15 protein-coding genes are annotated in these 13313 nt (G+C 60.6%); 4 read left to right on the forward strand and 11 right to left on the reverse strand.

Going from position 1 to position 13313, the window contains the following annotated elements:
- Window positions 1-209 precede the first annotated feature (209 nt).
- Both Pan44_RS25895 and Pan44_RS25900 read right to left on the reverse strand, forming a co-directional pair.
- On the reverse strand, window positions 210-776 hold the full coding sequence (locus Pan44_RS25895) for a hypothetical protein (RefSeq protein ID WP_145034626.1): 567 nt from the start codon (window positions 774-776) through the stop codon (window positions 210-212).
- A gap of 94 nt (window positions 777-870) precedes the next feature.
- On the reverse strand, window positions 871-1113 hold the full coding sequence (locus Pan44_RS25900) for a hypothetical protein (RefSeq protein ID WP_145034627.1): 243 nt from the start codon (window positions 1111-1113) through the stop codon (window positions 871-873).
- A 379-nt stretch (window positions 1114-1492) separates the two neighbouring features.
- Here Pan44_RS25900 and Pan44_RS25905 point away from each other — a divergent pair, with 379 nt between their 5' ends.
- Genes Pan44_RS25905 through Pan44_RS25915 form a run of 3 tightly spaced genes read left to right on the forward strand, consistent with a single transcriptional unit; the run spans window position 1493 to window position 2841 of the window.
- Complete coding sequence (locus Pan44_RS25905) at window positions 1493-1777, forward strand: helix-turn-helix domain-containing protein (RefSeq protein WP_145034628.1); 285 nt, start codon at window positions 1493-1495, stop codon at window positions 1775-1777.
- A 22-nt stretch (window positions 1778-1799) separates the two neighbouring features.
- The gene (locus Pan44_RS25910; protein ID WP_145034629.1) at window positions 1800-2135 is read left to right on the forward strand and encodes a hypothetical protein; all 336 of its coding nucleotides are present in this window, start codon (window positions 1800-1802) and stop codon (window positions 2133-2135) included.
- Window positions 2136-2181: 46 nt separating this feature from the next.
- Window positions 2182-2841: a hypothetical protein gene (locus tag Pan44_RS25915; protein ID WP_145034630.1), complete on the forward strand. Its 660-nt coding sequence runs from the start codon at window positions 2182-2184 to the stop codon at window positions 2839-2841.
- 65 nt (window positions 2842-2906) lie between these two features.
- Here Pan44_RS25915 and Pan44_RS25920 read toward each other — a convergent pair whose 3' ends face one another.
- The 9 genes from Pan44_RS25920 to Pan44_RS25960 form a co-directional block, all read right to left on the reverse strand.
- Window positions 2907-3272, reverse strand: a complete 366-nt coding sequence (locus Pan44_RS25920; RefSeq protein WP_145034631.1) for a DUF2513 domain-containing protein — start codon at window positions 3270-3272, stop codon at window positions 2907-2909.
- A 30-nt stretch (window positions 3273-3302) separates the two neighbouring features.
- Complete coding sequence (locus Pan44_RS25925; RefSeq protein WP_197453661.1) at window positions 3303-3947, reverse strand: Abi-alpha family protein; 645 nt, start codon at window positions 3945-3947, stop codon at window positions 3303-3305.
- Window positions 3948-3978: 31 nt separating this feature from the next.
- Window positions 3979-4932, reverse strand: a complete 954-nt coding sequence (locus Pan44_RS25930) for a hypothetical protein (RefSeq protein ID WP_145034633.1) — start codon at window positions 4930-4932, stop codon at window positions 3979-3981.
- Between the two features lie 107 nt (window positions 4933-5039).
- Window positions 5040-6734 carry a GspE/PulE family protein gene (locus Pan44_RS25935; RefSeq protein WP_145034634.1) on the reverse strand — a complete coding sequence of 565 codons (1695 nt, stop codon included), beginning with the start codon at window positions 6732-6734 and terminating at the stop codon, window positions 5040-5042.
- A 12-nt stretch (window positions 6735-6746) separates the two neighbouring features.
- A complete protein-coding gene (locus Pan44_RS25940) occupies window positions 6747-8942 on the reverse strand; it encodes a secretin N-terminal domain-containing protein (protein ID WP_197453662.1) in 2196 nt (731 codons plus the stop codon).
- A 152-nt stretch (window positions 8943-9094) separates the two neighbouring features.
- Window positions 9095-9763, reverse strand: a complete 669-nt coding sequence (locus Pan44_RS25945; RefSeq protein WP_197453663.1) for a tetratricopeptide repeat protein — start codon at window positions 9761-9763, stop codon at window positions 9095-9097.
- 93 nt (window positions 9764-9856) lie between these two features.
- On the reverse strand, window positions 9857-10414 hold the full coding sequence (locus tag Pan44_RS25950; protein ID WP_145034637.1) for a hypothetical protein: 558 nt from the start codon (window positions 10412-10414) through the stop codon (window positions 9857-9859).
- Window positions 10411-11706 (reverse strand): GspL/Epsl periplasmic domain-containing protein, encoded by a 1296-nt coding sequence (locus tag Pan44_RS25955; RefSeq protein WP_145034638.1) that lies wholly within the window; start codon window positions 11704-11706, stop codon window positions 10411-10413. Before Pan44_RS25955 ends, Pan44_RS25950 begins: the two co-directional genes overlap by 4 nt.
- Window positions 11703-12218 carry a hypothetical protein gene (locus tag Pan44_RS25960; protein WP_145034639.1) on the reverse strand — a complete coding sequence of 172 codons (516 nt, stop codon included), beginning with the start codon at window positions 12216-12218 and terminating at the stop codon, window positions 11703-11705. The genes Pan44_RS25955 and Pan44_RS25960 overlap by 4 nt, the downstream gene beginning before the upstream one ends.
- Window positions 12219-12694: 476 nt before the next feature.
- Between Pan44_RS25960 and Pan44_RS25965 the strand changes: the two genes are divergently transcribed.
- Window positions 12695-13300 carry a hypothetical protein gene (locus Pan44_RS25965; RefSeq protein WP_145034640.1) on the forward strand — a complete coding sequence of 202 codons (606 nt, stop codon included), beginning with the start codon at window positions 12695-12697 and terminating at the stop codon, window positions 13298-13300.
- Window positions 13301-13313: the final 13 nt, after the last annotated feature.

Here is a 13313-nt window from a genome sequence, read left to right on the forward strand (position 1 = left end):
TCTTAGTCAGAGGGCGGGCGGTCGTACGAGCTGGTACGGAAGAGAGGGCCGCGTGCCCGGTGGGAGATTCCAGCCGGCCGCAAAATTTGCCCAACCGTCACGGTCAACTTTGCGATCCACGGCCGCGATCGACCTGCCGCGGCTGGAGGCGGAAGTGGATCTTACTAGCGCATCGGGCTAGAAGCAGGATTGATGCTAGGTTCCCTAGATTACTGGACTCTTTGCCACCACTGCCGCCTCCACAGCGATCGCGACCGCTGTCGTGCGCCGCGTTTTTTCAGAAGTGAATCCCTCTTAAGACGCAGGATCTCATCTCGGTACCGCTGACTTTTGACGTACCGCAGTAGGTAACTTGTCAATGCGATCACCCACGCGCTCGTCGCCGTTGTCGCAAGCCGGCCGGTCTCGAAGGCCAACAAGCGACGGCCAGTGTCAATGTGTTCCTTCATCGCCGCAGACCGAAGATCATTCTCGGCGGCAGCTACGCGAAGCATGTTTGCGAGAATGCTCCGCTTCAAATCAGCCGCCGTCTCCTTTCCCTTCGAATCGCCGGGCTCGATCGACAACGTGCCTACCTCGTCGATGACCAACTTCAGACGGTCGTTGAGCCGATCTGTGGCATCACGAGCGTACTGGTCGTACACGCCCGAGGCTTGCATCAGGTGGCCGTGAGACAAATAGGCGTGCCCCGCTTCGGCGGCGATAGCTGTAAAGGTGCATCCGATCGCTAGGAACTTGTATAGCGAATCTGTCGGCAGACTTGGTGGCCTGGTCATCGTTGCCCTTTGCCGAAATCCCACTGAGTTCTCGGGATGGAAAGACTGCGAACCTCCTGTAAGGCCAGTCTCGCTGGACCAGATTCAGACGCCTTCACTCTTCGGCGTCGTCATCGCTCAGGGCCGCTTTGTCGTGGATCGAGATCTGCACCAGGCGTTTGGGTTCGCCGTTCTTTACCAGAAAGACAGGCAGCCCTGCTGCCATTGCCTGAACTGCGGCGTTGGTGAACACGTCAACGGCCCGCTGATCGGTTGCCGTCGCTTCGTCCGATGCTGTGTGAATGACGATGCTCCCTGGCGCGACATCGATCAGGGTGATGAGTTCGGGCTTCTCCATCGGTGTTCACTCCTGATGCGGGTGAGTCGAGCCAGCGCGGAGGGGCCACGCTCGCGGCACGGCATTCTATCCGCAACGTAAGCCGGTGCGATCGTGGTGGCCCCTCTCGCGCCCAGTCTGTCGCCGCTGGCAGCGACGCGGCCCACTGCGTCGCGAGATCCAATCGAGGCAATGAAACCAATCGCGTCACGCGCGCGTTCGAGGTCGTAGTTACTACTTTTCCATTGGGGCGGGACAGGGCCGCCGAGGCAGTCGGTTAAAGTGACACAGTTTGTTTCCGGCTCGTTGTTACGCGCCCGGCGAGCCAGCTTCCCGCGATTGGGCTTGACCCGGCCGCTGGTAGGACCGCAACACCGCTCTCCCCCGAACGGAGAGTGACGTGCCTGGAAAAAACCGAGATCTGGCCACGGAAGCGCGCGAGCGGACGGGCTTGTCGGATCAACAGCTTGCCGGCCTTCTCGGAGTCCAGCGTGTCACGATCTGGTTTTGGCGAAAGGGTAAGACGCACCCGAACGCCGATCATGCGACGGCGCTCCGCAAGATCATCAATCGCCCGGCCGCGTCCCGCGATCGGGCGATTCTGAACACTCTTGTGGAACAAGCTGGATCGATCGGGAAGCTGCAGAAGCTGGTCGCCCGTGTCGGATCGCGGGATTCAAATTGACCCGTAGTTAGATGAGTACCCGATGGTCCGCACCCGGCTTCCACAGCCTCACCTGGTCAACTCCGAGGCAGCCCGCAACGCTCGTGAGATTGAGCGAGTGTTCCGGCTACCGACCGACCGCGTCACCGATCTGCTCGGGTTCGACCTCAACGTCTGGAAGAACTGCCGGGATGGGATTTCCCAACCGCGACGGGAGCTGATTGCGCTGCTGCGATCGATCGTCGAGGCTCCGCTGTTCCAGCTCCGCGCCCGGATCGTGGATCAGCTGGAGAAAACCGACCGGCCCCTTGAACTGCTCTGCGACGCGAGAACCGATCGGCGGATTTCCGGCGTGGTGCGCTGGGACCGGGCGGCATAGCAGGCGTGTGGTTTGGAACCGAGTCTTTTCGCAAGGACGCTGACCAGTGATCTCTCAAGAGATTCAGGCCGCAATCGACGCGGCCGAGACCGCCTGTGCTGGGGCAACCGACACCCAGCGTGTCCTGGTCAGCAGCACGGTCCTGAAGACGCTGTGTGAAGGCGCTGCCGGCGATGAGTCGGCCTGGTATGCCGATCGGGCCGTGCGGCCGTCACTGATCTTCGTTCCTGGCGTAGATCCCGTCGAAGCCTTCGCCTCGGAGGTGCGGGAGCTGGTCGCCGGTGCACGCGGCAAGTATCCGGCCTTCGTGACGCTCTCCGGCGCCACGATCCGGCCGCTGCTGAACAAGGTGCATGTTCCAATGGTCCGCTTCAAGAACACGGAGCCCTCCCGCTACAAGACGCTGAAGGAAGCCCTGTCAGCAGTGGCCCTGCGGTTGCGGGCGATCGCACGCGTGGAGCGTCAGTCGGCAACGCAGAGCTTGACCAATCCGAAAACGGTTCGCGAGCGGCTGTTCAGCGACGGACCGGAAGCTTTCGAGCGGATGCTGAAGGCCGCATGGGATTCTGTGATGAGCGACGGCATTGCCACGCGTCAGACGTACCGGGCTCCGACACCTGGTGAGGACGCGGTCTCGATCGGCTTCCGCGTCCTGTACAGCGACCTGGGGCTGGACTACGCCACGGCCCGCGAGCTGGCGTTCTGAAGAGCGGGCATCCTTGCGAAGCGGCGGCGGGGCCGGCGAGGGGCTGGCCCTGTCGCCGCTGTGTTTCACGGAAGTCCGAGCGCGTCTTTCGCAAGCTTGCTGAGCACTCCCTTCAAAAGTTCGATCGAAAGTCCGAATCCTTTTTCGCGGATAGCGCCCTTGGCTCTCTCCCAAACAGTGTCGTTGCGGGCGCTGTCGATGAAGTCATGGCCAAGCCAAGCAACTTTCCATTCGCCACTACCATTGCTGCCCGTTCGAATCTCAAGTAGGCCGGCTTCGCGCATCAAGAAGGCGTGTGACAAGACGGTCGTTTCGTCGTGCCCGGGAAACGCCCCATCTGCAATTGCCCTGCGTAGGTCCCATGCACGACCAGGCTGGGCCTTTTCGACTTCGAGCAGGATCCCTCGCACGAGATCCATGTCACGTTTCATGCGCGTATCCCCTCGCCACACGGCGAAGCTTCAACCGCCTTCGGTTTGCGGTGGGCAACAGCAGTCGACGAACTGTCTCCCGAAGCGGGTAATGACCCACTTGGGCGGCGACATCGAAAGATCGACCTCGGAGTATAGCAAGCCGAGACGTGAAAGATTCTCAAGGCTCACCGAGACGTCCCCAGCGGGCTGCTGTCGCCCCAGGTGATAGAAATCAATTGGCGAGCGCCGCACATTGTCACTGCACCGCTTCCATGTCGCGATGATCCTGGCGTCAACAGGGGAAAGCTCGGCGATGATGGACGCGAACGATGGATGCACTCTCGAGACAGAGCGGTCGTCGCTGGCGCTGGCGAGAAGTTGCGCAAACAGTTCTTGGGCTTCGGTAGCTTCGTCAGCTGCGGGGATCGTCTGCACGAGGGAATAGACGATCGATTCCTTTGGAGGCTGCCGATTCGGCTCAGGGATTGCGTCCCGCAGCTTTTGGAACGCCCGCAGGGAAGCCGCGTAGGCGCTGGGCAGGCTGCCAATGGTTGCCGCCGGCAGACCTGTCACGAACGCTGTCATCTTGAAGACGTTGGCGAACGTCTGCACCAACGGTTCGATCGCCGGCCTGGACTCGTCATAGGCCTTATCGGCTACTTGAATCGCCGCCGCCTTCAGTTCGTCAGACATGGCCGCCCTTTCATCCTGTAAACCGCAGAGATCAGGTGGGTAAGTGGATGGGAATGCGAAGTTTGCCGAGCGACTTGTCACAGCTCGAGCAACGATCATCGCTCGCGTAGATCTGCTGGCGGCAGAACGGACACGGCAAATGATAATCCTCAAGAAACTCGATCACCTTTTCAGCCTCACCGAAGGTGATCTTTCGTGGCAGTGCGCCATGCAGTTCCTTGATGTACGACAGCTGATCTTTGTCGGCTGGCTGTGCGGCTTCGGCAGCGTCTTCCGCCTCGTCCCAAGCATCGAGAACGTCCTTTGAAGTCATCCCGTTTCGGAATGTAGCCCCAGATTCTTCCGCCATCTGGACATCGATTCGCCGGGGCGGCGGCGATCCCCATTTGATCCTGCTGTAGATGGCCGGCAGATTCTCGCGTTCCAGCCTCAGCTCCTCGGCCGCTGCTTTGCGCTCATCAATGGCATCGCTTACCGCGCTCTTCGTCATGCCATCCCGGAGCTGAACCCCAAGCGAGACCGCGTACCCGAATTGCTTCTTGGAGGGCGGCGGCTCGCCCCATTGATACTCCTCAAACTTACGTCGTGAGGACCTCTTCGTCGTGACAGCAGCCGCTTCCCTGGGTTCTTCTGGTGCCTTTACCGGTGCAGGCGGCGGGCTCTTGAGCGGTGGCGGAGCTGGCAGCTTCTTTTTGGATGGTGGAGGCGGTGGTGCGTAGGCGTAGCAAAGACCGCAGAACACAAGGAACGCGATACCTGAGACGATCACCCAGTGCGTGAGGAAAGTGGTCCAGAAGACTTCAAACGAGATCCACGCGACGAAGCTCGTGACACCAGCAATCAGGGACCACACCCACAATCGCAGCAACCAGCTCCCGCCAGCGTATCGCTCGACGGCGCCACTGACCTTCCTGCATCCCCGTCTGAACGCCGCCCTGTTGGCTGCCGTTCGGCGAACTGCAGCATCAAACTGCTTTTGATCCACGGTTTGCCCTCACCGTCGGCCCGCCTCGAACACGCTGCGGTTGTCCCGCTCGCATAGCGATCTTACCACGAGTTCATGGTCCGGCATTGCCCAACACTTTTGGCAATTCATTCTGGCGCAAGATCTGCAGCGGCTATTCTCTCGACTTCCGAGAGCGTGGTTAGCCCCTTCGCCGCTTTGTCGATTCCGTCCTCATAGAGTCGTTTCATTCCCGCAGTGCGAGCCGCGGCCAGGATTTGAGACGCATTTGCACGGTCCTGAATCTGCTGCCGAATAACGTCATTGACGACGAGCAATTCGGAGATTCCGAAGCGTCCTCGATAACCCGTCTGTCGACACGTCACGCAGCCTCGTCCCTTGCGGAAGCTCTCCCGGGATTGGGTCACTCTCGGTTGCCGGAGTTCGTAGTCGCTGGGCACATAGAACTCTAAGCAGTTGTCGCAATTTCTCCGAACGAGCCTCTGTGCCAAAACCGCCACGAGGGAACTGGCTGCCAGATACGGCTCGATGCCAAGGTCCAGCAGGCGCGCGACGGCGCTGGCCGCATCATTGGTGTGCAGCGTCGAATAGACGAGATGCCCTGTGAGCGCTGACTGCACGGCCATGACGGCCGTCTCTTTATCCCGGATTTCACCCACCATGATGACGTCCGGATCCTGGCGAAGCACACTTCGCAACCCCGCCGCGAAAGTCAGCCCCTTCTTGATGTTCACCTGTGTCTGGCTGATCCCGTCGAGCTGGTATTCGATCGGATCTTCCAGCGTCAGCACATTTCGGTCTTTGTAGTTAATCTCTCGGAGCATCGCGTACAGGGTCGTGCTCTTGCCGCTTCCCGTCGGTCCGGTCACGAGCAGCATTCCGTGCTCCAGGTGAATCAGCCGACGAAGCTGCTTGACCGACTGCTCGCCCAGGCCCAGTTCCTCGAGTGTGTACAAGCGGGCGCTCTTGTCGAGCAGTCGAATGACAACCCGTTCCCCGTCGCGTGTCGGGAGTGATGCGATTCTGAGGTCGATCAGGCGATCACCAACTTGGACCGATGCTCGGCCATCCTGCGGCAGCCGTCGTTCGGCGATGTTCATCCCGCCCACCACTTTGACGCGACTGATGATCTCATCCTGCAGGTGTTTGGGAACTGTGTGCACGTCATGCAGCACGCCGTCAATCCGGACGCGGATCATCACGCGGTCTTCATACGGCTGAACATGCACGTCCGAGGCCAGACCCGTCACGGCGTCGAACAACACGGAATTGACCAGACGCACAACGGGTGCGCGGTCCTGGACATCAAGAAGATCGTCTCGGGGTGGAAGACTGCGGAGCTCGTCGAGAAGGCTGTCCCCTTCGATCGTCGCCAGAACCGTTTCGGTTCGTCCGGTTTGTTGTTCGTACGCGGCGTTGATCGAGGCTTTGATGACCTCTACCGGCGCCAGGAGCGGCTTCGTGGCACGTCCCAGAAATCGTCCAACCGTGTCGAGGATCCGCCAGTTGCGCAGGTCGGCCAGTGCCACCAGAATCCGCTCAGACGCGCCGACCGCCGCCTGACCGCCCGCCGCTGGTGCATCCCGTTCCACTGGCCAAGCGAAGCCCATGACGCCCTGCCGTCGCGCAAAGGCGATCGGGATCTTCTCGACAAAGATCGCGGATGGCGACAGGTCGCCTAGGCTGGGACGGTACTCCAGGCCGAATCGGGATGCCTGATCCGGCAGGGGAAGTGACCAAACTCCGTTTCCCAACGAGTCGGCATCGCTCGTGGCGATGACAGCCCCCTTGGAGCTCGCGCCGCTCTGACTCAGCGCTGCCATTCGTCCGTCGTCCTATTTGATCAGGATCGGCTCACTTCGCGGGTAAGCCCCTGGAACGTCTGCCCGCTTCACGTCCGCCTCCGAATGGTACTTCAGGTCGCGGAACTTGTCGTCGCGCAGGATGACCGGCCGAAGGAAGATGAACAGCGAGTTCTCAGCGACATCCTCCTTGGTGTCGCTGAACGCATACTTCAGAACCGGGATCTTCTCGATGAACGGCAGGCCATCCCGCTCTTGCACATGACTCGTGCGATGCAGCCCGCCGACGATCAGGGTGTGGCCATCGGGGATCGTCACAACACTCTCGATCTCATTGGTCTGCCTCGGCGGCGGAACTCCGGCCGATCCTGTTCCGGTGAACTCATTCAGCGTGACTCGGTACTCCAATTGAAGTTGATCTGTTTCACTAATGTGCGGCGTGCATTCGATTGTTGTTCCGGCCTCGGCGAACCCGGCAAAACTGGTGGTCGCCACGGTCTGCGACGCATTGACACTGGTGAACGGAATTTCTGAAACGCTCGTCAGCAGTCCCGTGGCATTGTCGTTCACGAGGACTCGTGGGGCGGAGATCACCTTCGCCCGACGGTGCTGGCTGAATGCTCGAAGGACGACGTCGGCGATATCCGGGTCCACCAAAGTCCCGTTGAACCCGACGCCGGGAATGAGGGCTAGCGAACCATTGACCGCGTTCGGCGTGCTCAGTCCAAAGCTGCTGAAGCCGAACAATCGCTGTGCACCGACGCGGTCACCGCCCGAAACTTCGATGCCCAGTTCAAAGTTGTCGGTCGTGTCCAGGACCACGATCTTGGCTTCGATGAGGACCTGCGGACGGGGCTTGTCCAGGAACTTGATCAAGTCTTCGTAGACCCTCTGGATAGGCGGATCCGCCACGATGATCAGCGTGTTGCTGGGGACATCCGCGGTGACATGCGCCCCCTTCGCAAGCAGTTCCGCGTCCCCCAGCTGTTCTGTCGACGCCAGGACCGCGTTCTCCGGCGATCGAGCGCCGGGACCGCCAAGCGGCGCGGCGTCGGGTGGAGGGTTCACTGCCGGAGACTCAAGCAGGTCTCGACGAGGCCGGGTCTGCGGTTGATTGGGGCCAGGCAGGCGTTCTCCCTCGAACATCCGGAAGCGTCCGTCAGGACGGGCTTCCTGGAATTCGCGAGGTGCGGGACGCTCACCACTGACCACTCCCTTGATCGTCTCTAGCGCCTTATCGGCCGTGATGTACTTTAGTCGGTAATACCGAATGCGACTTCGCTCCTCGGCGTTGGCCGCTACGTCCAGGCGGGTGACAAGGTCGCGAATGGCACGGTGCAGATCCGCATCCGCAGTCACAACCAAGACCCGCTCATCCGCGTCGACGACCGACTGATACCGACGCTTCTGTTCTGCAACAGGCACAAGTCCCCGAGCCAGCCGGTCGAGCTTCTCGGGGGCGAGACTCTTGAGCCGATAAATCTCGGTCAGCGCACCGATGGACACGTCCAGCTTGGCGACAATCGATCGAACACGGTCGATCTCACCCGTGCGGCCGACAACGATCAGCTGATTGGTTCGTTCGTCCGATGAGACGTTCAGAGGAGACTGCGTTTCCCCGGCAACCGGAGTCACGCCGCGAGCGGCTGGGGCGAGGAGGACCTGCACACGATCGACCAGCGTCGAGGCTTCCAGATGCTTGACCGGGATGAACTCGATGACCGTATCGGACGTCGGCACGTCTACCTGTTCGATCAAGCGTGCCAAACGCTGAACGGTCGAGACGTAGTCGGTGACGATCAGGATTTTTTGTCCCTCGAGCGGAATGCTCGTCCCGGCCTGGGGAGTCAGGATCGGCCGGACGATCTCATTGAGGCGCGCCGGGCTGAGATGCTTCACCACGAAAACCTGTGTCACCGCTTCGTCACTGAAACGGCCATCAAGTGGTTCATCAGGGGCCAGGGGGCGGGCGCCTTCAACCAGCCGACTCGATTCCACGATCTTGAAGAAATCGGGGCGATCCGTCTGGATCAGCATCAATCCCTTCATCCTTAGCGCGCTCTGCAGCAGGCCCGGCAATGACTCGACCGGCACTTCTCCGGGTGCCCGGATGTTCAGTTTCTTGTTGGCAATCTTCTCGTCGTACAGAAATCGCACACCCAGCCGCTCGCTGACATAGTCAACCAAAGCCTTCACTTCGAGTTCCGTCGGCAGGTTGAACTGTACCATTTCACCAGCGACCGCCGGCCGCGGAGGTGGCTGGTGGGCAAATCCTTCGATCGTGAACGAAAAACTGAAGGTCAGCGCCAAAGCGATGGAACACCACTGCTGCAGTTGCCTTGATGATGATCGTGTGTGCCTGTGGTCAAACCGGGCGTTGCTCATTTGGACTTTTCTCCCGGAGACGGAGGGGCGGGAAGCGATGGCACCTCCAGAAGTTCACCTGGAATCTCAACATTGGGGAGTGGCACTGGCCCCCAAGATGAGGAGTGACCTGGAACCGGCTCACACACCTCGTTGCCGACCAGGACGAGATCCCGGTGATCGCTCGACAAGTGCTCCAGGGCCCATTCGCGCCACTCCGGCCGCTCATCGCGAAACGCGACTTCGCGGAGCAGATGAGCCGTGTCAGTCGATCGCTCTCCCTGCTTCAGACGCACGCGGGCCAGGTTCGCCAGGAACTGCGGATTCCCAGGATCAGCGCCTGCCGCCTGATCGAAGCACGCTTGGGCTTCTGCAAGGCGGCCGACTTCCTCATAGACGAGGCCGAGGTTGTTGACCGGTTCGGGGATTCCTGTCATCAGCTTCTGCGCATACTCGAACTCCCAGGCCGCCAGGTAGTAGCGCCCCTGCTTGTAATACACCCAGCCGAGATTGTTGTGTGCCGGGCCGTACCTGACATCTGCGACGAGTGCGTCCTGAAGGGCCTTCTCAGCGTGGTCCCAGTGCGCGGCGTGAATATGCTTGAGCGCCTTCTCGTTCTTGGCGATGGCCGCCTCAGTATCGCGATGCGGGTCCGCAGCAACGGTCTCGTAGGACTTGGGCGTCACAGTGTCTACGAGCGAGCATCCGCAGGCGCACAGCGCCAGACAAAGCCCGAAATGAGCTGGCGGAGAGATCATGGACACGACAGGAAGGAGGCGCTAGCGCGAGGATCGCGTGTGCGGCGAGGGAAGCGCGGTTATCGACGTGTCCACGAGCCGTGTCAAGACAAGCTGACTGCTCCAGCGAGTTTCGCCGGTCTCGGACGCAGCAGTTGGCGACAGCCTGATTGCCGTTGGCACGACGGACGGCTCTCGTTCGACAATGCCGTACAGCAGGGCAATCAACTCGGGCATCGGAATCGGTTGCAGCTGCACGTCGGTGGATTGCAGGCGAAATGTGCTTTTCGGGATGTTGACCGTTGGTTGCGGTTCAATCGAGACAACCAGTTTTCCACCGGCGCTCGTGATTAATGCCAGGCCTCCCAGGAGCGGCCCGAGGTCCTGAACATCCCGCGAGGCAGGCACCGTCACCGCTGGAACTGATCGCAACGCCTCGATGTCCGTCGCCAAGCCCTCGCAGTCCACCAGCGTTCGACGGGAGACCATCGCCGCATCGTACTGCGATGTGAGGTACGACAATGCCGCCAGAAACGCCGCGATCCACGCGGCGGCGAACAAAAAAGGACCCAGGGGCGCGTTTGCGAGACCGCGACTCATGGCAAGTCGGCCCCCGTTCTGAGTACCGGATTGAGCTGTGCGTCAAAATCGACCGCGTAGCTTTCACCGCTTCGAACACTTCGTGGGATTTTCACCTGGAAGCCAGCATCCCGCAGCGCCTGGACGAATGTCGATGCATCACCAGGAGTACGCACCTCGCTCCGAACATTGACCTGATGGCCGGCGACCGCCAGCCCGTTTACTTTGATTCGGATTGACGTCGGGACGCCACGCAGAAATTGAACGAGAGTTAGCAAGGCCGAGTCGCGTCCCGGAATTTTTGCTGCGGACTCCTGCTGGGTTCGAAGACGTGCGCGCTCGCTTTCCAAGCGCGAGCGAATTCCGGCCGGGATCGGCTGCCCCGGCAGAATCTGCTGGAACAGCCGCTGCTGACGCGAGACGTAGTCATCTGCCATTCGGCTGTAACGGGCCGCCTGCCAGAGAACACCGGCGAGCATGGTCAGGAGCAGGAGGGCCGTGGTGAACTGGAACATCCGCACGTAGCCCCTTAAAGCGCGTGACGTGGCGGCGCCCTCGAGCCGATCGCGTCGAAGTTCGATCAAGGGCGACATCGAGCCAGACATCACCTGCCCTGCAGTCGCAAGGGCGGCAGCGTCCCAGGAGGATGCTGAGGCGATCCATCGGTTGGAATCGCCAGTGGGAGGAGACGCGTCGCTGACAACAGCTAAGGCTCGACCAACGTCGGCAGCGAGGGCCGCGAGCCGCCATTGGAGCTCCTTCTCTGAGTCTGCGACGCTCCAGCCGCAGATCCGTCCCTCGGCCATCTCGATGATTTCGACTCCCGAGGGGCGGCTTGCGACAAGGACATCCGCCTCCCCGCGCTGGTGGATCCAGTCGTGCGCCGCGAGGAGTGACCACGGAACGATCGAATGAATACTCAGTCCTAAGTTCTCCAGTTGCTCAATCGTTTGACGCAACGGCTCCGTGACGACGGCGACTCCCAGGATCCGGGAAGGACTCGACAGAAAGTCGGCCGTCACCTCTTCGGCCGCCACGGGCAGCAGATCCTCCAAGAGAAAGAGCTTCGTTTGGTCGTCGGCCCGGGGAGGGAGTCGTGAGATTGGAATCTGGCCCGTCAGACAGATGACCGAAGGGAGGGCCAGGAGGACATCGCCGCCGTCATAACCCAGGTCCTGAAAGACGGTCCAGGCCGCATCAGTCGGAGACTCGCTCCCAGCAAGGCCGACCTCAGTCACGAGTCCTTTGTCCGTGAGATCCATCACGCGCCAGGTGGACGAGTCCATCAACAGACACCAGTGACGCCGGCTCATGGAGTCTTCTCGTCGATAGGTGCCCCAACGATGGCGATCTCAAAATCCTCGGACTCGATCTGAAGCAGGGCCTTTTCCTGATCGATCCGCTTGACCAGCACGGCCGGCAGTTGCTCGAACCGCTCTCCGGCTCGTCGGACTTCGGTGTGCTCGGGCGTCGTTTCGAAGATGCCGCGGTTCCCGGAGGGATCTGCAATGGTTCCGATCAACTTGATGCCCGGTCGCAATTTTTTGGGCGGTCGCGGAGGTTCAGGTTTCGCCACCACCGGCGGCCGATCAAACAGCGGTCGATGCAGGATCTTTTTTGCTGCTTCCGTCGCCTTCGTGAGCGTCGGAAGCGCGCTGTCGTCCATTTCAGTCACGACTTGCAACGGAGTGGTTTTGGGAACGGCCTCTGTCTCTGCGACATCTTCGATCGGCCAACGCCACGCCAGCACGCCGACCAGAAGGGCCGCGATCAATTCGCCCACAATCGCCGTGCCGAGCCATCGTTTTGCTTGACGTCCCCGCATGCGGCTTTGCCCTCGTAGAACACTCGGAGCTTACTTGATTTCGTTGAAGCGTGTCACATGAGTCACGCGACCAATGCTCCATCGCACGTGAGCACGGAGTTTAGAATTCTTAAAGATTCTCACGCCCTCGCACGTTGACATTTTTGCCGCGAAAGCGCCTCATAGTGTCCGCGTGGCTAAGACTCATGCAATCTCACCCCAATGTGGCTTTTTGGGCTGGATGCCCATCATCGAGTTTCGCGGCTAATCAACTCGGTCGGGGTTCCGTTCTCTTTCTGAGAGTGCGCTCAGTGAGTAGTCGTCATCGTGTCTTGGCGGTCGCTATCTGTCTTCTCGTGGGCGTCTTGGCAGTCCTGGCCTTGAAGCCGCAGGGGCCGAGACAGCCCGGGCAAAAGCAGGCAACGCATCGTGGCGAGCAGGCGGGAGCTCTTGCGGAAGTCCCCCTACATGAACCACGAGGAGTGAAGATTCCGGCGATGGTTCATAAAGACTCTCCGGACGGCGAACTCATCCCGACCATCCCGGACAACATCGCCAAGGTCTCGGCCCTCATCGGACGGACACCGTTCATTCCCAAGGATGCCAATCCGATGGTGCGATCGGTCGTTGAGGCGATCGAAACTCAGAAGTACCCCGAGCGGCTGCATTCGCTCATTGCGCCGAAACCGTTCGATGAAGCGGCCTACAAGACCGACCCACAGGCCTACCTCAATATCGTTGAGCCGGGCCGGGTCTTTCAGCCCGCACAGCCGGGCCCAGGCGTGTCGCGTTTGAAGACACTTTCCCCCTCCTCAATCGAGGTGGTTCAGAAAGAAACGATTTCACTGAAGGTCAAAGCACTCCCAAACGCGCCGGTGACGTTTACGTCGTTCGATCTCGGAGCGTTTCAGAATCAGTTGACGAGCATCACGGTGGCCGCGGATGCCGATGGCGTTGCTGTCGCACGTTTCACTGGCACGCCCGGCTCCGTCAACACGGTGAATATTCTGGCCGCATCTCCCACATCGAGCGGCAATCTCAAGTTTCGAGTGACAGTGATCGTGCCAGGGCTGGAAAATCCCGCCACGGTGGCGACGAACTGAGTTCTCCAAAAGA

This window comes from Caulifigura coniformis (genome assembly GCF_007745175.1).
In the GTDB taxonomy this organism is placed as follows: Bacteria; Planctomycetota; Planctomycetia; order Planctomycetales; family Planctomycetaceae; genus Caulifigura; species Caulifigura coniformis.